This is a genomic window from Algoriphagus sp. AGSA1, assembly GCF_021390545.1.
GTDB lineage: Bacteria > Bacteroidota > Bacteroidia > Cytophagales > Cyclobacteriaceae > Algoriphagus.
Genome location: NZ_JAJUWR010000011.1, coordinates 52005 through 74267 on the forward strand (window position 1 = coordinate 52005; position 22263 = coordinate 74267).

The following is a 22263-nucleotide window of genomic DNA, read 5'->3' on the forward strand; positions in this document are numbered from 1 at the left end:
TTAAATAAAAACCGGCTGTATCCCAACCTTTGAATACAGCCGATAACTTTTCCAGCCCCCTATTTTACAGCTGTGGCAGTCACCTCAATATTCCCACGGGTTGCCTTGGAGTAAGGACATCCTGCATGTGCGGCATCTACCAATTTTTGGGCTTCTTCCAATGAAGCAGCATGCGGGATTTTCACCAAAATATCCACTGCAAGGCCAAAATCCCCAGGACCATAATTCCCCAAATGTACCTTGACTTTGATTTCAGAGTCCCTCAGACTCGTTTTTCCAGCTACCGCCCCTAATGCCCCTCCAAAACAGGCTGCATATCCAGCGGCAAACAGCTGCTCTGGGTTGGTTTTACCTCCATCTCCTCCGATTTCCTTAGGCATCGCCACGTCAAAATCCAACATACCGTCTTCGGTTCTCACATGTCCTTTTCTACCACCAGTGTTTACTGCTACAGCCGTGTAATCAATGTTCAGTTTTTTCATTTGTCAGTGTTCTTTAGTGATTCAATCTCTACTAACAAATGTTGAAGGGATTGGTTTAGCTTATCCACATTTAAACCGGTAAAATCAGCGATTTTTCTATCCAGGCTTTGGATTAAGGCTTCCACCTTGCTTTCGAGAGATTTACCTGGATAGGTTAATTCGATGATGACCGTGCGTTCATCTGCCTCATTCCTGCTTCTTCTCACGTAATTCATTCTTTCCAGTTTTTTCAGCAAGGGAGTAAGTGTACCTGAATCCAAATACAGCCTCGATCCAATTTCATTTACCTTTAATGAATCTTTCTCCCATAAAACTGCCATAACCAGGTACTGAGGATAGGTCAATCCCAGTCCACCTAGCTCACTTTGCATCAATTGAATAAGTAATCTTGAACTGGAATAGAGTGAGAGCGAGAGCTGATGAATTTGGGACATAGCAGATACATTTTGATTTTATACAATTTAACTGTATAATTTTACTAATGCCATTACTCTTAGTAGTATCTTCCGATCAACGGGTTGTCCACAATCTCTTTTTTCAACTCATGCGCATCTATTGTTCCCGAAACTCTGTAAGCAACATTTCCGCCTGGCTCTATCAGCAAGGTTATGGGTAGGCTTCCATCCCATTCATTTCCCACCACATCGATTACCTCATATTTATCTTCAGTATCCATAATGTAATTTGGCAGGGCGGATGACTTTCCTTTGAGGAATTTGAGTGCTTTATCGACTTGCGCAGGACTATCCATGCTCACAGAGGCAAATTGAAAATCACGCTGTCCATACATCCGCTGAATGGTCACAAACTCCGGGTATTCTATTATGCATGGCCCACACCAGGTAGCCCAAAAATTCACCAGCAGCAATTGCCCAGAATCATTCTTCAATAGCTCTGCCAATCCTGAAGGGGACAATTTCTCTATATTCACCTCTTTCTCATCCCATGCTTTGTTGGTCTTGATGGTATAGTCGTTTTTCCAAGCCCACTTCATAGAGCATCCAAATGACGGAGTTTGAGCAGTCCCTTCGGGGAGGTCTTGTCCTGTCAAAGTCAGATCAATAGCGTTCCTTAAGTCTTCAGCATTGGCAGTGCCAGGTTTTTCGGAGGAATCTATGCGCCCCGAATAACTGAGCTTTCTATCTTTATCAAAAACGAATACGTGCGGTGTAGCGGTAGGCCCATACGCCAGAGAGAACGCATGGGTGTCACCGTCGTAGAGGTAGGGAAAATTGTAAGACTTGTCCTTAGCTCTGATTTTCATTTCTTCGAATGTATCACTCAGGTCAGTATAGCCCAGTTCCTCCGGCAGAATAGCGATTGGGCTATTGGAAGAAATGGCCACAAAAGCGACTTTTTCATCCTTATAGTCTTCCACCACCTGGATAAACCTATCCTCATAAGCCTGAGCTGTCGGACAATGATTGCAGGTAAAGTTAATCACCAGGACATCAGCGTCGGCATAGTCATCCAAGCTATGAAACCCACCATCAATTCCCGGTAACTCGAAGGGTGGTGCCTCGTCACCAATTGTCAATTTACCCACTGGCTGTTCTTCTACCACTGTTGGGTTAGCTACAAACGCTGAAGATTGGGATAATTCTGAAGGACTTTCCGCGGTTTCAGTGGATGTATCGGTACACTTACTCAACAAGAGCGTTGCGCCCAGCAACGCCTCAAATAAAATCACAAGTTTCAATTTATAGTTCATAGGTTGATTGGGTTATGAGTTGGTAAGATCGATATGCAGTTCCATAGCTCGGAGAAGTGCGGCCATGAAGCCTAAAGTTTTATTTTTTGAATATTCTGGAAATATGACGCGGTAAATCCCACACGCAAACGGAAAATAAACTACTCATTTTCTGCACGATAGAAAAACAATCCTGAGAAAATCTGTTCACGCTTAAAGCTGACGGTTCTTTCAGAGAGAAACTCTTTAGGGAAATCTTTACTTTTGGCCTACAGAATACGCTTTACTATGACCATACAACAACTGGAATATCTGATTGCTGTTGACAAATACAGGCATTTTGGGCATGCTGCGGAAAGCTGCTTTGTGACACAGCCTACGTTAAGTGCACAGCTGAGCAAGCTGGAGCGTGATCTTGGCGTCATACTTTTTGACCGTAGCAAAATGCCGGTGATCCCTACCGAAATGGGGGTACATATCATCAAGCAAGCCAAAAAAGTGGTTTCCGAGAGCAAAGGGATATTTGAGCTGGTCTCAGATATGAAAGGGGACATCTCCGGTGCCATTAAACTGGGAATCATTCCCACACTTGCACCTTATCTACTTCATCTGTTTATCCGTAAATTCTTGGAAAAGTACCCCAATGTAAAATTGGAAGTGCAGGAAATGGTGACTGAGGATGTAGTGAAAAAGCTGAAAAATGACGAGCTGGATCTAGGCATTATTGTCACCCCGCTCCAAGAGCCAGGCATCGTGGAAAAACCTATGTTTTATGAGAAGTTCTATGCCTATTTGTCGAAGGATCATCCCCTATTGGGAGATAAAGTTTTTCATCCGGAAAAGGTGCTAAAAGAGGATCTCTGGGTGCTCCAGCAGGGACATTGTTTCCGTGACCAGGTGATCAACCTGTGTGACCAAAGTCTGAGTGGGCCAAAGAACTTTCACTATGAAAGTGGCTCTTTGGAAGGCTTGAAAAATATGGTAAACCGCTACAAAGGGGTGACGCTGCTACCTGAGCTCGCAACACTTGAGCTCTCCGAGGAAGAAAAAACCAGGCTGAGACCTTTTGAGGGAACTTCGCCTACTAGGGAGGTAAGCATTATTCTGAATAGAAGTTTTCTGAAACAGAAACTGGTGGAGTTGCTATACAAGGAAATCACCGATGCTATTCCTCAGGAGATGACCTCAAAAGCCCATGGGAAAATCGTGAGGTTCAAGTAGGATCTATCTTTTGGTCAGGACGTAATGCTCTGCCAGATCCCCTGTGATAAGCTTCCCTTCCATATCGAGCTGCCAAATACGATTTTCACCTACTTTATATTGATCAGGACCCTGGGCCACTTTTCCCAGCGTGATGATGGAGCCCGTTTCGTCCCAGGTGAAGGAGCCTGTGTTTTCTTGCTCCAGTGCGTCGTTTCTTCCTAGGTAATTGGTGACAAGTTTATAGGTTTTGTCTTTATTCAAAGTAAGCGTGACCTCTATGCCTTCGCAACTTGCACAGGGAACAGTACCTTTGTAGGTTCCATTCCAATCGAGTGAAGTAGCGGAATTGTCTTCTGTATATATTGGAGAATTCTCAGTAGCTACTTCATGTTCTACTTCCTCATTTTTCTCTGAATTGGTACAGGAAGTAGTGAATACCAGCGATGCCAAAAGACCGACTAAGGTCAGGACTTTATTCATGAATATTGAATTTTTGGTTACCCTAAAAATATCAAGAATTAAACCGAAAGTGACATTTTAAAGAAACTTTAGAGGCTTTTTACAAAAACAAAAACGAAGTCTAGTCTTTTTTAAACATAAAAAGAGGACAAAAGCCCTCTTTTTTTATGCTCATATTCTAACTAATTCAAAGTGATTTCGATCCTTCGGAGAGGTATCCTACAATCACAATTTCAGTTAACATTTTATTCTCTAGAAATTCAGCTTGATTCAAATCCATCTCAGCGCGAAGTTCCTGACCTTCATTAATTAGTATTTCCGCTCTATTCTTATACAATTTTGGAGAAAAGGGATTTTCTGTCAAAGCTTGACTCACTGCTTTCAATGGCGAAACCTCAGCATTTTGCTGAGATGATGTTAAATTCGGGTTTGACGGAAAGCCAACGCCTTTGGATAATTTAAAATCAAAGCTCATTAAGTACTCCGCACCATAAGTTTTCCCTTCCAAATAAGATGGATCCCAATTTTCTTTCAGTAAGTTGAGCATCCTGGCGACCTCCTGCTCAAATGCCAATTCACCGTATAAAACCTCATACTCACCAGTCATGACGCCTCGCGGATCCACTGCGACAGAAACTACCACAAGACCCTCAGTTTCTGACTGACGCAATTCTGCAGGATATTTTAAATTATTAGATAGCAATCTATTCATAGCATCAATAGAACCCGATTCTTGAGCAAAAACGCCACAGGTGCTAATGAGAAAAACTATAAAGAATAACGAACACAACTTTTTCATAGGTCACTTGGGTTAAAGGATTGAAAACACAATTTACTAATTACCAACGAAGTAACCAGCCTAATGTTCGAGGCAATTAGATAAACCTTAGCTACTAAGTCATATAAAAAAACCAAAGTGCCAAAGATTGCCAGCGGGATCATGGAGGAAAAACTCATTGCCCCAGTCATTGTGTTGGATGGAACTCAGCTTGGTGCCCGGGAATTTATCAGGTAAACCCAAGACTTTAATTGCTTTCCAATAGGATTCCAGATCGCCCTCAATCTCCAAAAAGATCATAGAGTTCTCACACCAGGGTTTTAAATAATAATCCTGAAGATAGAAGGAAACGTTTTCTTTGATATGCACCACAGACATATTTTCTGATACAGGCTGAACTTGGAATCCCAACACTTCATAAAAGTGCCTGCTTTCCGCGTAATCTTTCGCTCCGATGAATGTCCGTATTGACTTTGCTGGATGGATCATACGCCAAATTGGGTTAAGTGGTGATCTAGATGTTTATAGAATTGGTTATTCCATTCCTGGGTAGTCATTGGCCCAAAGGACAGGGATTCCTTCCCATCAAAATAGTTAGGCCCATAATCAAATGTTTTTTGCACAAAGGAAATCAATCGCTTTTTCTCCACTTCGAAGTCTTTCCTCTCACTGATGATAAAGACCGGTGCCGTCCTGGAGTTTTTCGGATAAGGCTTTTCACTGACCACTCCATTTTTCACAAAGGTCCTCAACAGGAATCTCATAAAACCGTTTGGCTTTGGGTGCTTATCAGTATAGGCCATTTCGTAAGCCACACTACAGTGGGCGAGCATTTGATCCACACTCATTTTACCCCAGTCGGGGATGGAATCGGGGGAGAGCTTGTTGATCCTTTGAATCGTCTCCTCGTGGACTTTAGTGTCAAAAATATTCTTCATTTTCTGTGACGGATTAACATAACCTAAATTAAGCAATGTCATGAGAATCCCATAACTATTAAAGATTCATTTGGTTTATAAAATAAACCATTTTATAATTGTATAAAAATATGGATATGGAAAAAAGTCTAAGCAGTTCAGAATCGCTGGCGATAATCACGGAGATGATCGCAAAAGCAAAAAAGGAAACCTCCGGAGACGGGAGCTACCAGCTACTGCTCTGGGGATGGGCAGTATCGCTCTGCAATCTCGGACAGTATGTGCTTCAAAAACAGGGCTTCCAGAAACCTTACATGGTTTGGCTCTTAATAATCCCAGCGGTGCTCCTGAGTGTGAGATGGGGCTATCTAAAAGCGAAGAACAGCCCTGTAAAGTCGCATTTGGGAATGATGGTCAATCAGATTTGGATTGCTGTGTTTGTAGCAATAGTCGTGGTCTTGGGCGCAATGCCTATATTAGGCTATAATCACAATCCTGTAATCCTACTTTTGGTGGCTGTGGGCATGTTTGCCACGGGATCCATCATCCGTGTCAATGTATTCAAATATGGTGCGGGTATTCTGGCAATTGGGGCTATTATTGCATTCCGGTTACCGGTAGTCGATCAAAACCTTGCGGCTGCGGTGGCCATAATCCTAGGCTATCTGATACCTGGATATTATCTGAAAAACAAATACCGTGCGCGAGTTTAAACCTCTAGATCCTCTTTTACATTCCCAACTTCGTCTTGCCGTGATGTCCCTTTTGATCAGCGTGGAACAGGCGGAGTTTACATTTCTTAAGGAAAAAACCGAATCGACGGCCGGCAATCTCAGTGTGCAACTGGACAAACTTGAGAAAGCAGGTTATCTGGAAATAGAAAAGTCTTTTCGTGGAAAACGCCCTTTGACCACCGCCAAAATAACATCACATGGAATCAGGGCATTTGAGGCCTATGTGAATGCTTTGAAAAACTACATCAGTTAAAAAAATTTAAATTTTAAGTTTACAATATAAACCATTTTAAAAAATGAAAAATCTACTTCTAATTGTCTTGATCTGCTTACCATTAGTGGCATCTTCACAAAATTTCGAACTCAATAAAGAAGCGAAACAGGAACTAAAAAAACTGGAATTCTTAATTGGCGAATGGAAAGGAAAAGGCTGGATGATGAACCAGAGCAGGGAAAAAATGTCCTTTGACCAGACAGAAAAGGTCACTTTGAAACTGGGAGGAACAGCATTACTGATAGAAGGGCAGGGTGAGGCAAACGGTCAGAATGTCCATAATGCCCTGGCTATTGTCAAAATGGGAAAAGAAAATGGCAAGTACGACTTCCACTCCTACCTTCAAAGTAACCAACATGGAACCTATGAGTCTGAATTGGTCGGGGAAGTATTCTACTGGTATCCTACAAATAACGTCAGATACGTGATCAAGATCAATGAAAAGGGACAATGGTATGAAATCGGAGAAGCAAATGCTGGGGGAACTTGGTATCAATTTATGGAAATGACCTTGGACAAAGTTTCCAATTAAGGTGATAGTGGAGAAATAAGCTGATCTGCATCCTGCCCCTCCGCAGAATCCAATGGGGCAGTGCTCCTATCATTCCGCAGTTCCAACTGTTTCTCCAGATCCATCATCAGTTTTTCACGATTGCTGTAGTTATGGACAACTTTTAAAGCTATTAAGGCAGCTATGACCTCAATGATTCCAGCAGCTATAGCCACTTGGGTGAGCTCTACAAGTTCGCTTACTGTCTCTTCCGGCAGCTTATTGACTATTCTTCCCAAAAACGTAGTAAGCACCCAAAGTAACCACCAAGGCAGGACATATTGTCCTGCCTCCCCATTTACCTTTATTCCATTTGTTTTCAGCCAAAAAGAGCTCTCAGCATATAATTCTTTCATGATCTTATAAGGCCTGAAGAGATTAAGAATAGGGACAAACCAAGCGCCTACCGCCCATCCCTCATCATAGTTTAAAGCTTTCGATTTCTGGTGTAAATTGAAATAGGCCCGACGAAACCACAATAAGAAAGCAACAGCGCCCAAACACCTAAAAATATAATATGCCATCACGACGATCTCCTGTCTGGTATCATTTATTTCTGCCTCATTCATATCTACCTCTGCGCCGTTGTTCCACCCTAGTAGTAGTTCCAGCTGAAAAGCATTGGAAACAGTGAGAATCACTGTGATTATTATTATGAGTGTAAGGCCTATTTTAGCCCACTTTGCCCTCTCCTCATTATTTTTAAATGACTTCATAAAAGTAACCGAACGATGTATTTCATTATTTCTTAAACAGTTTTAACTAATCGGGCATTGGCCGAACTCTCCTAAACTAATCAATCCAGAAAACAAGTTGAGACCCATTAAAACAATATGTCATCGAAACATTCCTTAATCCAAAATGACTTTTTCCCGCTTGGGATATTTTACCTCATACTGGAGTTTGAGCTCTTGCTGGGCGCCCGGTGGTAGCATTATGCTCCAGGTTACTTTTCCGGTTTGGGTATCCAAATCCCCTCCCGAAAGCGCTAAAGCCTGGACAGAAATATCTGAATTGACAGAGACAGGCAGTTGGTCTGCCACATCTATTGTCACTGCCTGAGATTTGTTGTTTTTGACGATAATCTTGTATTCTCTGCTTTCAGTAATGGTTGAGCCGATTGCTCTTCTTTTAGAGTACGCGTCATTTTTCTCACGCTGAATGACTATACTTCTGTCCCTACCCATGGAGATTTCCAAGGTATCCTGGAGCGAAGAACCGTTTAAAATCGACCTCCCTACAAATCCATCTTCGAAGTACAGGTTACTTTCCCCTTCGAGCAGACTGTATTTGCTCCAATCCGCGATCTCGGCGATCAGAAATGCGTCGTTGTCCAGCTTTGGAACCACGGAATAACGATAAGATGCGTCCACCTGGTAGTTTTTAAGATCAACCAAATTCTTCTCCCCATTGGACCTGATAGAGTAAGGCTCAGCAACCTCGATTTCCACAGTGGTCTGGTTTTCTACAACAGATGTTTGTAAAGCAGGAGCTGGTGCAGCATCCAAAGAGTTTGCGCCTCTTATACGAACAGTTGTCCCAGTCATTGTTTTCTTTTCCTGGGCTCCATAACCAACCACCACCTCTTCTAAAGCCTGGGCATCCTCTTGCAGCGAAATATTTAGGTTAGAGGAGTTGATCAGGACATCCCTGGACTGATACCCGATAAAACTAACCGTCAACCGGCTAGCCCCGGATGGCAAAGTAAGGGAGTACATACCTTCTGAATCAGAAACCGTACCTAGAGAAGTTCCATTGACTGCAATACTTGCCCCTGGAATAGGACTACCATCATTGGCACTGATAATCCGTCCGGATACAGATCCGAAGCTTTGAGTTCTAGGATTGAAGGTAGTCAAGCGGGCAAAATTCAGTTCCCACTTTTGCAATTCGGGGATTTGGCCCCCTTGATTGGGATTGCCATTGGAAAATCTGAGTTTGACATCTTTCCAATCCACTCCTGTGTTCTGATACACTTCTGCCTTATAGGTGAGTGAAAGCGGGGAACTGACATTCTCTACACGCACATCATATTTTGGATACCAGCCTGCATTCGCTACCAAATAGTTTATTTCTAGGTCAGCATTCCCGGCAGCCTCGGATTTAACCCGTATTCTTATTTCAGAAGTAGCTTCATTGGATGACAGCTGCATCGCCGAGATCTGGTTCAAGAGCTTGGAGATATCTTCCTCTTCTTTCTGAAGATTAGCCTGGATATTTAGTTCTTCTGACTTGATTTTCATCAACTCCGCATCGTAAAAATCCATGGCCTGCTTCAATTCCGTAAGGCTGGATCCATTCTGTGATCCACCAATGTTTTTATTTGCATTCAATAAGCTGGCTTTCTCCTTCAGCACGTCCAGTCGTGCCCGCTCTTTATCCTTGTTTCCTTGTATTACTAAAACGGAATCCTGCAAGGCTTTCACTTTCTCAGTAAATCTTTGCTCTGAAAGGTAATCCAAGCGCTTACCCACTCCCTGGATTATGAATTTCCCTGAACCTTTTACCTGGATGCTTTTTTCATCCACATAAGGGGAAAGCCCTTTGACCACAATGTAGGATTCTCCTGCGGGGAGCTGTCCGGAAGCTGTTTCGAAAATTTGTGCACCAGAGAGAAATACCGTCACTTCCTGAATTTCAGATTTGAAGGTAGATTCTTTGATTTCTTGGCAAAAACCCAAAACAGGGAGAAAAGTGAACGCGAGCAAAAAGAAGTGTTTTTTCATGCTAAGTGTATTGAACTATTAATGAAGTGAAATTTTCACACTTTATGAAATCGAGCATGTCGAAGGTGACACACAAAGGGATGATTATTCCCCGTGCGAGATTCCATGTGACCATTGAAAAACAATTATAAACACATGAAATCGAGCATGACGCAAGCGACACACAGAGGGATGATTATTCGCCTGGCGAGATTCCATCTGACCATTAAAAATCAAAATATAAACAGATGAAATTAAACATTGAACCAGATAGGCCAAGAATCCAAAAAAGATCTGATTGCTATGATATATGCTACCTAGGACTACGCAAGATCAATAACTTTACACCCTTAATAATTTATCCTCCAACCACCTTCCTTTTCATGACCATCACACAGAGTATAATCATTGCCATCATTGAAGGCCTGACTGAATTCTTGCCTGTATCCTCTACCGGGCACATGATATTGGCATCGGCAGCCATGAATATACATGAAGAGGAATTTGTAAAAACCTTTGAAATTTTCATCCAGTCGGGAGCGATCCTCGCCATTGCCCTTATGTACATCAATAGGTTTGTACAGGGTGTCACTATTTATATCAAGTTACTTGCAGCCTTCATCCCCACTGCTATCATAGGCTTATTGGCATACGATTATATCAAAGCTTATTTGTTCAATCCTATCGTGGTATCGGTATCCCTGATTATAGGTGGGTTTGTCCTGATTTTCATTGATAAAAAAGTAAAAAAGCCCGATAAATCATTTTAATCGGGCTTTTTTGGTTAGGCCGTTTGCCCGGCATGCTTGCCTTCCCGGAATTCCTCCACCATTTTATTATTGAAGGCAGGCAAATCTTTAGGGCTACGGGAAGTGACCAAGCCATTATCCACGACTACTTCTTCATCGACCCATATTGCCCCTGCATTTTCCAGATCCTTTCTTATTGAAGAAAATGAAGTCAGGGTCCTGTCCTTGACCACTTCTGCCTCGATGAGCATTTGTGGTCCATGACAGATTGCCGCCACGGGTTTGTGATCTTCAAAAAAACTCTTCACAAAATCCACGGATGCCTGATCTCTTCTCAGCAGATCCGGATTGATCACTCCTCCGGGAATCAGAAGCGCGTCAAAGTCGGAAGCACTTACTTGATCCACACGGGCATCAACTTTTATCTTATCACTCCAATTTTTATCCTTCCAGCCCTTGATCTCATCGTTCTCAGGAGATATCAGAAGCACTTCCGCTTCTTCCTTTTCCAGCGCACGCTTAGGCTCTAAAAGCTCTGATTCTTCAAATCCATTGGTAGCCAAGATGGCTACTCTTACATCTTTTAATAAACTCATAATAGTTGTGGTTAAGTTGGCAATTACTTTCAACCAATCGAAAGCAGCTCCGCTTTGGAAGCAATATAACATCCGCCAACTCCATTCCACATCGCAGAATCCTTGCTCACCGGATTTAAAGTCAGGATTCTTGCTTTTGGATGTCATGGTTATTCCACAATATGAGAATTACCTGCTCCTATCGGGGAGAAAAAACTATTGTTCAACCATTCCTTTATCTGAAATCCAAGTAACTTTTGCTTACCCATTTTTCTTCCAGACTCAGTTTGCACCAACCATTCCTCTCTTTGGATATAAAGACTTCTTCGGATTTCATCAGGTTATCCACCACGCTGTACTCGGTACCTGGGCCACTTCTTACACGAAGTACATTGGCATTGACTGTAGCTCTTTTCACTTCTGTGGTGTATTTGCCATATACCCAATGTGAATGGCTGTTTGATATTTTCAGCCATCCATTGGACTCCTCGTAGATTCTCAGGACAGCTCCTAATTGGGCAGCTTCTCTATCGGATGCTTTGGGTGCTGTGCCTTGTGGGCCAGTTCTGATATTAAGGGAATTAGCCGTAACTACAACGTATTTCCCTATTCCAGCTGGAATAGGGGGCAAAACCTCCCGCTGAAGATGCTGCTCTACCAGGGGAAGGAAATTTGAAGCGCAATCTTCCACTTTATTCCCTCCGAAGAAATTGGTACCTGGGCAGGATTTGTTGCCACCTGTTCCATTATTTCTTTTCCCCGTACCCAGATCATACCAATGATGGTAAATGATGCTAAAGGTATTCACGGGTAGCCTGAACTTATCACACAGAGCCGCGGTCATCTGAACAATAGCTAACCTGTGCTCATTGGTCATGGTATCTCCATTGCTGTCGAAGTTTCCAAGATGCTCTATGCAGATAGAATCCCGATTTGCTCCGAAAATACATGCGGGTGTAGCTTCCAATGATCTCCCAGTGACTATAGTCCCATCTGGAAAACTGGTGAAATGCTGCCCAATATCACTCCAGCCGTTGTTTCTCACATGGTGGTTTTTCATCGCCAATTGTCTTTCAAAATGATTACTGCCATTGAAGTGGGTGTAATTGGGGCTCCAGGTGTGATGCTGCTGCACAGTAAGTATGGTTCTGGCGATTCGCTGGGACTGGATCCAGGATGTGAATTCATCGATGTCCATTTTCAAAAACCCATTTTTGCTTTCCATAGGGATGTTTGATTAAAAGTGAAAAATTAAGAACCTGAATTTAACAAAAAACACTTATTCATTGAATATGAATAACTTATAATTTTATTTCAAAATATCTTCTATGGGTATAAAAAGGGAACATAAATTCAGGTTATTTTCAGAACTGATTTACACTTTGCCCAAGCTCTTAAAACTCCACACCCTGCACCGAATGAAAAACGTTCTTCTAGCTACTCTTATTCTCGCCTGGGCTCCTCTCTCCCTATTCGCACAGGATGATTACAAATCCTCAGTGATCCAATTCCAACAAGAACTGAATGAGGAATATAAAAACCCAGAGAAATCCCCCTTATCCGCCAGCGAAATCAAGAAGTTTAGCGGTCATGATTTTTACCCAATTGACGAGAAGTACCGTATCATTGCCAAGTTCGAAAAGCTCCCTTCACCAAGCTTATTCCAAATGAAAACTACGGCAAATACACTGAGTGATTATGATGTGTATGGAATTGCCACGTTCACTCTTGAAGATAAAGAATACCGATTGACCATATATCAAAGTCATCGGTTAAGGACACAGGAAAAATACAAGGATTATTTATTCCTGCCATTTACGGATCAAACCAACGGTAAAGAGACTTATGGAGGAGGAAGATACATGGGGCTGAGTATTCCGGATAATGGCACCATAGAACTGGATTTCAATAAGGCTTACAATCCGTATTGTGCCTATGCATCCAACTATGCTTGCCCCATACCCCCAAAGGAAAACGATTTGAAAATAGCTATTAAAGCTGGGGTTAAATCACCCAAGTAGCATCCTTTAAGCCCGACTACAAACTCACTAACAAATTTGCCAAGACAAAAGACTGCCCAAGATGGGAGTATCCTGGCAGTCTTTTGCAAAGAATGTAGTGCCTCTTACCATTTTGGGTGCTCCTTCATATAATTGTCCAGCGAGAACTTGCCTGATCCATAAACAAGGAAAACGAGTAGAAGGATCAAAACAAGCAGGGACATCTCAAATTCCAGGTTGTTGGATACAGAAAAGAATCCCGCCTCTATATTCACAAAGAACACAGCAATAAATAGAATGGGAAGCTGGAAGAGAATAGCAAACCTGGTCACCAAGCCTAAAGCGATCAGACAGCCTCCTACCAAGTGTGCAAAGGCCACATAATGGGCCATCCCTAGGTTGAAAAACTGCAGGTCCTTATTTGCCATCAGATCCATCAAGGCTTCCGTATTGGAAATGAACAGGATACCTTTGTACAGAATAAACAAGCCAAGCAAAATTCGGAGAAAGTCTATCCACTGGGGATGATGCCTATCAGCCCAGGATTCGATTTTAGTTATAGCATTCATGTCATTTTGGGTTTAGTGCAGTATTAAGTTACAAAAAAAACATAACAACACTGTATTTTAGACAGTTACGGCGACGCACATAAAAACACCTCCCAAGGAAAAATAGATCAGTCTGAATATCTGGGGTGGGATCGTGATGCTAGGCAGTTAACTTGTGTTGGACTCCATAGCCACCAAGCCAACATAGTTTTTACGAGAGCTATAGCAATCCCCACCTGCAGGAGCGCCCCAGGATTTACCGATCGTGCCGTTGGCACTCTTGGCGAATTCATTCGGATTTCCCAACCCTGAATTTCTCTTTGCTGCGTTCAGGGCGGTTACCTGTTGTGCCTTTGGCACAAACGCTTAAATCAACTCATTTCCCGCAAAATAATTTCCCTTGCCAAAGGCAAGGCCTGTAAATGACCAGAATGCAATTCTGGGTCAAGGATATAGTTTATATGATTTTCAGAGTGCCAACGGCACGATCAGTAGTGTAGAGGTATTTGTGATCAGTCCGGTGACATGTATTGGCCATAGGGCAGTTGGCTATCGTATGGGTTATACAGGGAGCACAAGGACATTGCACAAAAAACAGGTTCTTCATTCCAGGGAAATGAAACAGGGTATTGGGGAAATCAAAAGCTTATCCATACAAATTTTCACAGCACGCTGTCGGATGAATCCCCAACTTTTTGGACTGATCCGAAAAAATACACTCGGATTTCCTAGTCTGTTCCTTGAAAAAAACTGAGCAAACAAAATGAACATAAAAAAAGCCCCTACAACTGTTATTGTAGGGGCCTTTTTTATGCTTTGACTTTTACTTGCCTTTCTCTCCGATAGAGATCATCGCACATCTGAAACCAATATGGTTTGTCGCAGAGTCCTGATGCATAAATCTCCTGGTACCTGGAGCTAGCCAGTAGGCCACATCTCTCCATGACCCTCCTTTGTAAACCCTCAATTCATCTGTGAGCATAGAGGTCACATAGGTATCCTCCTCATCACCTACCCCCGTATTCCTGACCGGGTTGAGATCATCCATATCCTGATAGGAAAGCGGACGGTAGATATCCTGAACCCATTCGTTCATGTTACCTGCCATATTGTAAAGACCAAAATCGTTCGGTGCAAAGTCGTAAACATTAGTAGGGATGATGTCACCATCATTTGACTGGGTCCCTGCAATTCCGCCATAATCACCCCGGCCTCTTTTGAAGTTAGCCAGCATATCGCCTTGCTTACCTTTTCTCTTTACATTGTAAGGATTTCTTACACCTCTGCCATCCCATGGATAGATTCTACCATACTCCTGGTTTTCGTCCATGTATTGTGTACCGATCATGGCTTTTGCTGCATATTCCCATTCTGCCTCAGTAGGAAGCCTGTAGTCCGCAAGGGCTACACCTCTTTCGATCAGTTGATTTTTAGTAAAGGAAGAATCTATACCTCGCTGTTCTCTGAGGATTTCCTGCACATACTCCGTTCTCCACTTAGAGTAGGCATTTGCCTGAACCCAAGACACTCCTGCCACTGGATAAAAATTGAACCCAGGAAACCTGAAATAATACGACTGGTACATGTCGTTGAATGTCATCTCACCACCAGCCCATACATTATCCTTTGGCTCCAGCTTAAGCAATGAATCCGCGCTCACATTCTTACTCATATTGAAAAGAAACTCCCGGTAATCGTTATTGGTCACCTCCGTTTCATCCAGGTAAAAGTTTGCCAGGGTCACTGTTCTTTCCTGGTTGTCCCTGAATGCCATCACATCCTCTTCTTGAGAACCCAGCACTGCTCTTCCTCCCTGGATAAATTTCAAATTCGGCCCGGGAATCTGTTCAGCTTTTTTTGCCACAAAAAATTGGGTAGAATCATTTTCATCAAAACTAAATTCCGCTCCGGTGGTAGCACTTTTTTTGCCTGGCTTGTTTGCAGTTCTTCTGCCATACCCAGGAGTTTTATTACAGGAGGTTAAAATAGAGCTCCCCACTATCGCAAAAGCCGCTATCCATATTCCCCATGACTTATTACTCAGACGCATATTTCTAATTGTTTTAGGTCTTTTTCAGTGTGCTAATATAAATGCAATGTAGAGCACTTGCAATGATTTATGATGAAGTCCTCGGAATCCATTTGACAAAAAACGTTCAAAATCCCAGAAAATCAACAAAATCGGTAGGCAAATCTGCAATTTTAATGCCATTAAATTATTACATAATTATGACTCTGACATCTCTTTTAGCTTTACCTGCGCCTTGGAAATGGTAGAAACATTGGATAATGTAAGAATCAAACGATTCTTGTACTCTTTTATTTTGCAAAGCTTACTGTTCATCTGTGCAAAACGCATAATTTTTTGGAAAATATCCGAGGAATAATAATCATCCCGCGTCGAGGGCAATAAATGGCACTTCATGGCTCCACCTTTCAGCACAAGCTTCTCTATTCCAAGCTTTTCGGCTTTCCATCGCAAACGCACTGTTTCCATTAAATCTATTACCGTCTCTGGAAGTGGCCCAAAGCGATCTTTGAGACTTATTGAAAACTTTGTCAGTTCCTCCTCGTCCTTGATGGCATCCAGCTTGGAATAAAGCCCCAACCGTTCGGAGATATTGGCGACATATTCCTCCGGAATAAGTAGCTCCAGATCAGTCTCAATGGTGCAATCCTGAACCAAAACTTTGACCTTCTCTGCCAAGTCTGTCTCAAATAAAGCCGCAAACTCATTTTCCTTCAATTCCTGAACAGCCTCATCCAATATTTTGTGATACATCTCAAATCCCAAATCACTGATGAAACCACTCTGTTCGGCTCCCAGAAGATTGCCTGCCCCGCGGATATCCAGATCTTTCATGGCCACTTTGAACCCGTCTCCCAGGTCAGAGAACTCTTCAAGGGTCTGCATGCGCTTTCTTGCTTCTGCTGTCAACCCTGACATAGGCTGGGTCAGCAAGTAGCAAAAGGCCTTCTTGTTGCTTCTCCCCACCCGTCCGCGCATCTGGTGCAGATCACTCATGCCAAACATGTGGGCCCGGTTGATGATAATCGTATTGGCATTTGGAATATCAAGCCCAGACTCTATGATATTAGTGGAAACGAGCACGTCGTATTCGTGGTGGATAAAATCCACCATGACTTTTTCCAGTTTTTTTCCATCCATCTGACCATGGGCACCCACTACCCGGGCATCAGGAACCAATTTCATGATCAAATTGGCAATGGAATCTATCTCACCTACCCGGTTATGAACGAAAAACACCTGTCCACCTCTTCTCAATTCGTAGGAAACCGCATCCCGGATCACCTCTTCCTGGAAGGTCTGCACCTCAGTGGTCACCGGTTGCCGGTTTGGCGGAGGAGTGGCGATCACAGACAAATCCCTCGCCCCCATGAGGGAAAAGTGCAAAGTTCTGGGAATCGGTGTTGCTGTTAAAGTCAACACATCCACGTTCAAACGCAGATTCTTTAGCTGATCCTTCACCTTTACACCAAACTTCTGCTCCTCATCTATCACCAACAGCCCCAAATCCTTAAACTCAATATCCTTATTAACGATTCTATGAGTACCTACGAGTATATCTATCTCTCCGGTTTTCACCTGAGAGATGATTTCCTTGATCTCTTTGGCAGTACGGAAGCGGTTGATGTACTCGATTTTTACGGGAAAATTTTCCAGCCGCTCACTGAAGGTCTGGTAGTGCTGCATGGCCAGTATGGTCGTCGGAACCAAAATGGCAACCTGTTTCCTATCATTTACCGCTTTAAACGCCGCCCGGATAGCCACTTCTGTCTTGCCAAACCCAACATCTCCACACACCAGCCTGTCCATGGGATAGGACTTCTCCATATCGGACTTCACGTCCTGCGTAGCAACGGCCTGATCCGGCGTATCTTCATAGATAAAAGATGACTCCAGCTCAATCTGCAAAACAGAATCTGGATTGAAGGCAAAACCCTTGGCCGATCTTCGCTTGGCATAGAGTGCAATCAAATCTTTGGCAATGTCCTTAACCTGCTTCTTTGCCCGGGACTTCTTGTTTTCCCAATCAGGAGAACCCAGCTTGGACATGGAAGGCACAGTACCTTCTTGTCCCGAAAACTTGGAGATTTTGTGCAGCGAGTGAATATTCACGTAGAGCAAATCATCATCCCTGAAAATCAGACGAACAGCCTCCTGCATTTTGCCGGCCACATCTACTTTTTCCAAACCCGCAAAGCGCCCTACCCCATAATCCACATGGACTATGTAATCCCCCGGATGAAGTGCTTTCAGTTCTTTTATTGTCAGTGCTTTGGATTTACTGGCCTTATCCCGGGTCTTGTAGCGATGGAAACGCTCAAATAGCTGATGATCAGTAAAGCAGGCGATTTTGGATTGCCTGTCTTCAAAACCTTCCCGCAGACCCAATAGCATGGATTGAACCTGAAGTGTAGGATCCAATTCTCTGAATATCCCCAGCAACCTGTCAATTTGCTTGTCATTTTCCGCAGTCAGTATATTCACAAATCCTTTCTTTTCATTCTCAGAAAGCTGCGTAACTAATAAATCAAAATTCTTATTGAAAGAAGCCTGGGGCTGGGATTCCCATGTCGACTGTTTGGCATTTTTCAGGTAGAACTGCTTTCCAAATTCCACTCTGCTAAAGCTGGAAGAAAGTGAGGCAAAGTCAGCTCCTTTGTCAAATAAATCCCCTGGACTGAGGACTGTCTTGGTGTTATTGGTCTTTTGGACGATCTGATCAAAGGCCAGAGAAGCCTTGTGGAAGCACTCATCCATTACATCCAACGTCAGCTGATAATCTTTGATCCACACGATAGTCTGTGAAGGCAAAAATCCCAAAAATGACTGCCGAACCTCTTGCAAAAGCTTGGTCTGCACATTGGGAATCAAGGCTATTTGATCTACGCTGGCTATGGAAAGTTGTGTTTCCGGGTCAAACGTCCGAATGCTTTCTATTTCTTTTCCAAAAAGCTCAAGTCTGTAAGGATGCTCATTTGAGAAAGAAAAAACGTCCAATATCCCACCACGGATGGCAAACTGACCAGGTTCATAGACAAACTCTGTCCGCTCAAAATCATAGCTGGCCAATACTTCGGATACAAACTCCATGTCCACCTGCTCCCCTACTTTGGCCGAAAAAGTGTTTTCCTGCAGGGATCGCTTATTGATCACCCGCTCGTAAATGGCCTCAGGATAGGTAATGATTATGCGGGATTTGCCTTTCTCCTCCAGCACAAGATTGAGGATTTCCGATCTCATCAGGACATTGGCGTTGTCGATCTCCTCATACTGATAGGCCCGCTTGAAGCTGGATGGGAAGACCATGTGATCGGCTGTGTCCAGCAGGTTTTGAAGATCAGAATTAAGGTAAGCAGCCTCCTCTTTGTCCTGGGCCACGATGAGGTGAAATCCACCCTTAGCCTCAAAAAAAGCTGAAAACAAGACCATATCCAAACTCCCTGAGAGCCCCCTCAGCTGGTAAGTGAGCTTTTCGCCATGAGAGATATCATGTGCAAAAGTCTGAAAAATGGCGTCTGATTGATAAATGGAAAGAAAGTCCTTGCGATCCAAAAGCGTGTGGTTTTAGTACTTAGGTTGGTGGGGCAAAGTTAACGCTTTATGAATTCCAAATCCTGGTTCCTGCGGCTTTTCCCTGCTAATAAACACGGGAGAGGGGTAAGAGTTCAGGATGAATGTCTTGATATCAGAAAAGGTACCCCCTCAATTGTCGGAGGTCCTATTTCTCCGAATTGTATCTTTAGGGAAAAAACGCATAGGATCCCCTTCGGGTGGAAGTAGATCTTGATGAGTATAATAACTTTCCGTCCGAAGCTTCGCTCTATAGACAGTGAACACTACATCATAGATAAATCGTTTTGTTGAGCAAAAATCATCCGGAAGCAAAATATATACATCCTTCTCAGCTAAGTTAAGTGCCCCCCATTCTTCAAAACTCATTTCAGATGAGAACCTAACCCCTGAATTCAAAAGTTCAGCGTATATGATTTCTAATTTATCAGGGGGATTTAAATCTATATCGCCATTAAAGAGATGAACTGAAGCCAACGAATCCTTGCCCTCATGAGAATAAAATGGTGGAACACAACATACTTTATTAGTAGTTATGGAGAAGTACTGCTCGTCGATAGGCCTATGCTTCTCCCACTGTTGACAATCATCGATGACAACGAAAACCTTCTCTTTTTCTACTCTCGAAAACAAGGTAGAAACAAGAAGAAAAACCACTGCACTTATCGCTGAAACATTAGACATATAATCAACTTATTCGTAATCATTCTATTCCACCTGTTCTTATCCCAACCTCATATACTTCAAATTCATGTTCTGGATCAAGAGACCCTTTCACCAAATACTCATCTTCAAAAATAACATAATACTTGTCAAAATTAAGTTCAAACCAATCTCCATATTCCATCTCTGAATCAAACCAAACCTCCTTTTTCGCTAATTCCTTTTGATTAATTTTAAACTTAATTTCATCCAAGTCATGATATATATTAATAAAAAGATTTGGATCGTAAAAACCCTCTCTTTTATAAATAAAGCTTTCTATTGAATCTGTTGAACGATCTACAAATTCAGTATCTATATGATTACGATTATAGATCACGTAAAGCTCTTCCGTTAATTGACCTGACACCTCCTCATTGACATTAATTATTACGTCATTACTACAATAGAGAAATGAAACAAGCAATACTAAATAGAATCGAATCATAGGTTAGTAAGGGTTTTAGATATATCACTCATCATTTTGTAAAAGAACATTTACTTCATAAAGTGTAAATTGCTGATTTGATAGAAACCGATTTCCAGAGCAATAGTCTTTGGAAAGGAGGATAAAAATCTTATTTTCATCTTTTTTATAGGCTATCTGATCTACCAAAGCTTCGAAAGTCTTTAGGTCAGAGGTATATAAGGGGTCTCTTTGCTGTATTTCAGCAAAACCCATAATCATCGTGGATGACTTATCATTCGGATCTATATAATCATGTCCCACCAAAATCAATCGCCTATTATCTTTATAATCTAGCCTAATAAAAAAACCGCTCTGGATTCTCACCCCTCTCTACATACTTGGCAAGCTGACAATCATCCACGATCAACACTACATAATCAGAAGTAGGTGATTGAGGTAGAAACCACAGTGGTATAAGCAATATTAATTTCCACATGGTTATTTCACTAGATTATTCATCATGGGTCAATGCCACACGCACTTCATATAATGTAAATGATTGGTCAGACACAAAGCGCTTTCCTGAGCAGTAATCTCTTGGAATAAGAATAAATATCTTTTTCTTATCTCTTCTATATGCAAAATCCACCCAAGCATCAAAACTTTTTAAATCAGATGTATAGCTGGGGTTGCTTTCTAATATTTCAGAAAACTTCATGCTCATGGTGGAGAGTCTGTCTTCAGGATATACATAGGTATTACTGAGGGAAACTATTTTCCTATTATCATTATAATTTAAAGCAATAAGAACCTGCTCGGGAATATTCCCTGTCTCCATATGCCTAGCAAGTTGACAATCATCTACGATCAATACTAAATAATCAGAAGTAGGTAATTGAGGTAGAAACCAGAGCGGCATGAATAAAATTAATTTGCATATCATATCTGCACAGCTTTACACCTATATCGCAAGATCATTCTATCCCACCAGTACTTATTCCCACCTCATAAACATCAAACTCATGGTCTGGATCCAATGAACCTTTCACTAAGTACTCATCTTGAAAAATTATATAATAGTTTTCAAAGTTTAGGTTAAACCAATCGGCGTATTCCATCTCGGAATCAAACCACACTGTATCCTTATCTAAGTTTCTCCTACTAATTTTATTCCTCGTTTGATCTAAACTATGGAACACACTGATATACAAATTAAGATCATCAAAGCCCTCCCTTAAATATTGAAAACTTTCCTTTTCGGGGGTAGATCTATCAATGAACTCCGTATCCTCTTGAAATCGGTTAAATACAATATAAACTTCGTTTAATCGATGATCTGATACTTTCACACTTTCACCCACTTTCTTGTTTCTACTGAAACTACATGAGGAAATGAGTAAGGCAAGCAATAATATGGAAATTCGAGTCACAACTTATTTGATATTTTCCAAACATTACTCTTTAAGCTCTAGTCCAATCTTTACTTCATATAGCATAAATGATTGATTTGACACAAAACGCTTTCCGGAGCAATAGTCACTTGAGAGAAGAATAAATATCTTTCTTTTATTTATTGACAGTTTTGCCCATGATAATAGATCATTGACATCTGAAGTAAATATCGGATTACTCTGCAGTATTTCGGGATAGCTCATAGTCATGGTGGACGGCTTATCTTCAGGATATATATAGTTATGACCAAGAGTAACCAAACCTCTATCATCTTTATAATGCAGCGCAATAAAGAATCTTTTTGAATTTTCACCTCTCTCTACTGCTTCGGCAAGCTGGCAATCATTTATAATCAACACTACATAATCAGAAGTAGGTAATTGAGGTAGAAACCATAGCGGCATGAATAAAATTAATTTCCACATGGTTTTGTAGTG

General features: G+C 42.0%; 29 protein-coding genes. 7 read left to right on the top strand and 22 right to left on the bottom strand.

Annotated features, from left to right (window positions below; genetic code table 11):
* Nucleotides 1-59: 59 nt before the first annotated feature.
* Genes LZF95_RS10165 through LZF95_RS10175 form a run of 3 tightly spaced genes read right to left on the bottom strand, consistent with a single transcriptional unit; the run spans nucleotide 60 to nucleotide 2193 of the window.
* A complete protein-coding gene (locus LZF95_RS10165; protein ID WP_233754880.1) occupies nucleotides 60-482 on the bottom strand; it encodes an organic hydroperoxide resistance protein in 423 nt (140 codons plus the stop codon).
* Nucleotides 479-916: a MarR family transcriptional regulator gene (locus LZF95_RS10170; protein WP_233754881.1), complete on the bottom strand. Its 438-nt coding sequence runs from the start codon at nucleotides 914-916 to the stop codon at nucleotides 479-481. Before LZF95_RS10170 ends, LZF95_RS10165 begins: the two co-directional genes overlap by 4 nt.
* A gap of 59 nt (nucleotides 917-975) precedes the next feature.
* Nucleotides 976-2193, bottom strand: coding sequence for a redoxin domain-containing protein (locus tag LZF95_RS10175; protein ID WP_233754882.1), 1218 nt, complete (start codon nucleotides 2191-2193; stop codon nucleotides 976-978).
* Nucleotides 2194-2460: 267 nt separating this feature from the next.
* Here LZF95_RS10175 and LZF95_RS10180 point away from each other — a divergent pair, with 267 nt between their 5' ends.
* Entirely contained in the window at nucleotides 2461-3393 is a 933-nt protein-coding gene (locus LZF95_RS10180) for a hydrogen peroxide-inducible genes activator (RefSeq protein ID WP_233754883.1), read from the top strand.
* Between the two features lie 3 nt (nucleotides 3394-3396).
* On the opposite strand, the gene LZF95_RS10185 is transcribed toward LZF95_RS10180, so the two are convergent.
* The 4 genes from LZF95_RS10185 to LZF95_RS10200 all read right to left on the bottom strand — a co-directional run bounded on the left by LZF95_RS10185 (nucleotide 3397) and on the right by LZF95_RS10200 (nucleotide 5550).
* Complete coding sequence (locus LZF95_RS10185) at nucleotides 3397-3855, bottom strand: copper resistance protein NlpE (protein WP_233754884.1); 459 nt, start codon at nucleotides 3853-3855, stop codon at nucleotides 3397-3399.
* 166 nt (nucleotides 3856-4021) lie between these two features.
* Nucleotides 4022-4633: an energy transducer TonB gene (locus tag LZF95_RS10190; protein WP_233754885.1), complete on the bottom strand. Its 612-nt coding sequence runs from the start codon at nucleotides 4631-4633 to the stop codon at nucleotides 4022-4024.
* A gap of 99 nt (nucleotides 4634-4732) precedes the next feature.
* Nucleotides 4733-5101, bottom strand: a complete 369-nt coding sequence (locus LZF95_RS10195) for a glyoxalase (RefSeq protein WP_233754886.1) — start codon at nucleotides 5099-5101, stop codon at nucleotides 4733-4735.
* Nucleotides 5098-5550: a DUF1569 domain-containing protein gene (locus tag LZF95_RS10200; protein WP_233754887.1), complete on the bottom strand. Its 453-nt coding sequence runs from the start codon at nucleotides 5548-5550 to the stop codon at nucleotides 5098-5100. The genes LZF95_RS10195 and LZF95_RS10200 overlap by 4 nt, the downstream gene beginning before the upstream one ends.
* A gap of 116 nt (nucleotides 5551-5666) precedes the next feature.
* Between LZF95_RS10200 and LZF95_RS10205 the strand changes: the two genes are divergently transcribed.
* Genes LZF95_RS10205 through LZF95_RS10215 form a run of 3 tightly spaced genes read left to right on the top strand, consistent with a single transcriptional unit; the run spans nucleotide 5667 to nucleotide 7069 of the window.
* Nucleotides 5667-6242, top strand: coding sequence for a hypothetical protein (locus LZF95_RS10205; protein ID WP_233754888.1), 576 nt, complete (start codon nucleotides 5667-5669; stop codon nucleotides 6240-6242).
* A complete protein-coding gene (locus LZF95_RS10210; RefSeq protein ID WP_233754889.1) occupies nucleotides 6229-6516 on the top strand; it encodes a transcriptional regulator in 288 nt (95 codons plus the stop codon). Before LZF95_RS10205 ends, LZF95_RS10210 begins: the two co-directional genes overlap by 14 nt.
* A gap of 43 nt (nucleotides 6517-6559) precedes the next feature.
* Entirely contained in the window at nucleotides 6560-7069 is a 510-nt protein-coding gene (locus LZF95_RS10215) for a hypothetical protein (protein WP_233754890.1), read from the top strand.
* Here LZF95_RS10215 and LZF95_RS10220 read toward each other — a convergent pair.
* Together LZF95_RS10220 and LZF95_RS10225 are read right to left on the bottom strand one after the other, a co-directional pair.
* Nucleotides 7066-7803, bottom strand: coding sequence for a DUF4328 domain-containing protein (locus tag LZF95_RS10220; RefSeq protein ID WP_233754891.1), 738 nt, complete (start codon nucleotides 7801-7803; stop codon nucleotides 7066-7068). The genes LZF95_RS10215 and LZF95_RS10220 overlap by 4 nt on opposite strands.
* 135 nt (nucleotides 7804-7938) lie before the next feature.
* Nucleotides 7939-9813, bottom strand: a complete 1875-nt coding sequence (locus tag LZF95_RS10225) for a mucoidy inhibitor MuiA family protein (RefSeq protein WP_233754892.1) — start codon at nucleotides 9811-9813, stop codon at nucleotides 7939-7941.
* 227 nt (nucleotides 9814-10040) lie between these two features.
* On the opposite strand from LZF95_RS10225, the gene LZF95_RS10230 reads away from it, so the two are divergent.
* Entirely contained in the window at nucleotides 10041-10562 is a 522-nt protein-coding gene (locus tag LZF95_RS10230) for an undecaprenyl-diphosphate phosphatase (RefSeq protein ID WP_233754893.1), read from the top strand.
* 14 nt (nucleotides 10563-10576) lie between these two features.
* Here LZF95_RS10230 and LZF95_RS10235 read toward each other — a convergent pair whose 3' ends face one another.
* On the bottom strand, nucleotides 10577-11284 hold the full coding sequence (locus tag LZF95_RS10235; RefSeq protein WP_306422312.1) for a type 1 glutamine amidotransferase domain-containing protein: 708 nt from the start codon (nucleotides 11282-11284) through the stop codon (nucleotides 10577-10579).
* 67 nt (nucleotides 11285-11351) lie between these two features.
* Nucleotides 11352-12341: an SH3 domain-containing protein gene (locus LZF95_RS10240; protein ID WP_233754894.1), complete on the bottom strand. Its 990-nt coding sequence runs from the start codon at nucleotides 12339-12341 to the stop codon at nucleotides 11352-11354.
* A gap of 193 nt (nucleotides 12342-12534) precedes the next feature.
* Between LZF95_RS10240 and LZF95_RS10245 the strand changes: the two genes are divergently transcribed.
* A complete protein-coding gene (locus LZF95_RS10245) occupies nucleotides 12535-13137 on the top strand; it encodes a DUF1684 domain-containing protein (protein WP_233754895.1) in 603 nt (200 codons plus the stop codon).
* 104 nt (nucleotides 13138-13241) lie between these two features.
* Here LZF95_RS10245 and LZF95_RS10250 read toward each other — a convergent pair whose 3' ends face one another.
* Together LZF95_RS10250 and LZF95_RS10255 are read right to left on the bottom strand one after the other, a co-directional pair.
* Nucleotides 13242-13685, bottom strand: coding sequence for a DoxX family protein (locus LZF95_RS10250; RefSeq protein WP_233754896.1), 444 nt, complete (start codon nucleotides 13683-13685; stop codon nucleotides 13242-13244).
* Between the two features lie 147 nt (nucleotides 13686-13832).
* Nucleotides 13833-14024, bottom strand: coding sequence for a hypothetical protein (locus LZF95_RS10255; RefSeq protein ID WP_233754897.1), 192 nt, complete (start codon nucleotides 14022-14024; stop codon nucleotides 13833-13835).
* A gap of 40 nt (nucleotides 14025-14064) precedes the next feature.
* Between LZF95_RS10255 and LZF95_RS10260 the strand changes: the two genes are divergently transcribed.
* Nucleotides 14065-14418: a hypothetical protein gene (locus LZF95_RS10260; protein WP_233754898.1), complete on the top strand. Its 354-nt coding sequence runs from the start codon at nucleotides 14065-14067 to the stop codon at nucleotides 14416-14418.
* Between the two features lie 69 nt (nucleotides 14419-14487).
* Here LZF95_RS10260 and gldJ read toward each other — a convergent pair whose 3' ends face one another.
* The 9 genes from gldJ to LZF95_RS10305 form a co-directional block, all read right to left on the bottom strand.
* The gene (gene gldJ, locus LZF95_RS10265; protein ID WP_233754899.1) at nucleotides 14488-15714 is read right to left on the bottom strand and encodes a gliding motility lipoprotein GldJ; all 1227 of its coding nucleotides are present in this window, start codon (nucleotides 15712-15714) and stop codon (nucleotides 14488-14490) included.
* 177 nt (nucleotides 15715-15891) lie between these two features.
* Nucleotides 15892-19245 (bottom strand): transcription-repair coupling factor, encoded by a 3354-nt coding sequence (gene mfd, locus LZF95_RS10270; protein WP_233754900.1) that lies wholly within the window; start codon nucleotides 19243-19245, stop codon nucleotides 15892-15894.
* A 150-nt stretch (nucleotides 19246-19395) separates the two neighbouring features.
* Entirely contained in the window at nucleotides 19396-19947 is a 552-nt protein-coding gene (locus LZF95_RS10275) for a hypothetical protein (protein ID WP_233754901.1), read from the bottom strand.
* A gap of 19 nt (nucleotides 19948-19966) precedes the next feature.
* Entirely contained in the window at nucleotides 19967-20413 is a 447-nt protein-coding gene (locus LZF95_RS10280) for a hypothetical protein (RefSeq protein WP_233754902.1), read from the bottom strand.
* A 24-nt stretch (nucleotides 20414-20437) separates the two neighbouring features.
* Entirely contained in the window at nucleotides 20438-20695 is a 258-nt protein-coding gene (locus LZF95_RS10285) for a hypothetical protein (protein ID WP_233754903.1), read from the bottom strand.
* A 34-nt stretch (nucleotides 20696-20729) separates the two neighbouring features.
* The gene (locus tag LZF95_RS10290) at nucleotides 20730-20870 is read right to left on the bottom strand and encodes a hypothetical protein (RefSeq protein WP_233754904.1); all 141 of its coding nucleotides are present in this window, start codon (nucleotides 20868-20870) and stop codon (nucleotides 20730-20732) included.
* Nucleotides 20871-20885: 15 nt separating this feature from the next.
* On the bottom strand, nucleotides 20886-21317 hold the full coding sequence (locus LZF95_RS10295) for a hypothetical protein (RefSeq protein WP_233754905.1): 432 nt from the start codon (nucleotides 21315-21317) through the stop codon (nucleotides 20886-20888).
* Between the two features lie 31 nt (nucleotides 21318-21348).
* A complete protein-coding gene (locus LZF95_RS10300) occupies nucleotides 21349-21804 on the bottom strand; it encodes a hypothetical protein (protein WP_233754906.1) in 456 nt (151 codons plus the stop codon).
* Nucleotides 21805-21828: 24 nt separating this feature from the next.
* Nucleotides 21829-22251, bottom strand: a complete 423-nt coding sequence (locus LZF95_RS10305) for a hypothetical protein (protein WP_233754907.1) — start codon at nucleotides 22249-22251, stop codon at nucleotides 21829-21831.
* Between the last annotated feature and the right edge of the window lie 12 nt (nucleotides 22252-22263).

Coding starts and splice junctions, on each gene's coding strand:
- LZF95_RS10165 (WP_233754880.1), bottom strand. CDS start 482: ATGAAAAAACTGAACATTGATTACACGGCTGTAGCAGTAAACACTGGT.
- LZF95_RS10170 (WP_233754881.1), bottom strand. CDS start 916: ATGTCCCAAATTCATCAGCTCTCGCTCTCACTCTATTCCAGTTCAAGA.
- LZF95_RS10175 (WP_233754882.1), bottom strand. CDS start 2,193: ATGAACTATAAATTGAAACTTGTGATTTTATTTGAGGCGTTGCTGGGC.
- LZF95_RS10180 (WP_233754883.1), top strand. CDS start 2,461: ATGACCATACAACAACTGGAATATCTGATTGCTGTTGACAAATACAGG.
- LZF95_RS10185 (WP_233754884.1), bottom strand. CDS start 3,855: ATGAATAAAGTCCTGACCTTAGTCGGTCTTTTGGCATCGCTGGTATTC.
- LZF95_RS10190 (WP_233754885.1), bottom strand. CDS start 4,633: ATGAAAAAGTTGTGTTCGTTATTCTTTATAGTTTTTCTCATTAGCACC.
- LZF95_RS10195 (WP_233754886.1), bottom strand. CDS start 5,101: ATGATCCATCCAGCAAAGTCAATACGGACATTCATCGGAGCGAAAGAT.
- LZF95_RS10200 (WP_233754887.1), bottom strand. CDS start 5,550: ATGAAGAATATTTTTGACACTAAAGTCCACGAGGAGACGATTCAAAGG.
- LZF95_RS10205 (WP_233754888.1), top strand. CDS start 5,667: ATGGAAAAAAGTCTAAGCAGTTCAGAATCGCTGGCGATAATCACGGAG.
- LZF95_RS10215 (WP_233754890.1), top strand. CDS start 6,560: ATGAAAAATCTACTTCTAATTGTCTTGATCTGCTTACCATTAGTGGCA.
- LZF95_RS10220 (WP_233754891.1), bottom strand. CDS start 7,803: ATGAAGTCATTTAAAAATAATGAGGAGAGGGCAAAGTGGGCTAAAATA.
- LZF95_RS10225 (WP_233754892.1), bottom strand. CDS start 9,813: ATGAAAAAACACTTCTTTTTGCTCGCGTTCACTTTTCTCCCTGTTTTG.
- LZF95_RS10230 (WP_233754893.1), top strand. CDS start 10,041: ATGAAATTAAACATTGAACCAGATAGGCCAAGAATCCAAAAAAGATCT.
- LZF95_RS10235 (WP_306422312.1), bottom strand. CDS start 11,284: ATGACATCCAAAAGCAAGAATCCTGACTTTAAATCCGGTGAGCAAGGA.
- LZF95_RS10240 (WP_233754894.1), bottom strand. CDS start 12,341: ATGGAAAGCAAAAATGGGTTTTTGAAAATGGACATCGATGAATTCACA.
- LZF95_RS10245 (WP_233754895.1), top strand. CDS start 12,535: ATGAAAAACGTTCTTCTAGCTACTCTTATTCTCGCCTGGGCTCCTCTC.
- LZF95_RS10250 (WP_233754896.1), bottom strand. CDS start 13,685: ATGAATGCTATAACTAAAATCGAATCCTGGGCTGATAGGCATCATCCC.
- gldJ (WP_233754899.1), bottom strand. CDS start 15,714: ATGCGTCTGAGTAATAAGTCATGGGGAATATGGATAGCGGCTTTTGCG.
- LZF95_RS10275 (WP_233754901.1), bottom strand. CDS start 19,947: ATGTCTAATGTTTCAGCGATAAGTGCAGTGGTTTTTCTTCTTGTTTCT.
- LZF95_RS10280 (WP_233754902.1), bottom strand. CDS start 20,413: ATGATTCGATTCTATTTAGTATTGCTTGTTTCATTTCTCTATTGTAGT.
- LZF95_RS10290 (WP_233754904.1), bottom strand. CDS start 20,870: ATGTGGAAATTAATATTGCTTATACCACTGTGGTTTCTACCTCAATCA.
- LZF95_RS10295 (WP_233754905.1), bottom strand. CDS start 21,317: ATGATATGCAAATTAATTTTATTCATGCCGCTCTGGTTTCTACCTCAA.
- LZF95_RS10305 (WP_233754907.1), bottom strand. CDS start 22,251: ATGTGGAAATTAATTTTATTCATGCCGCTATGGTTTCTACCTCAATTA.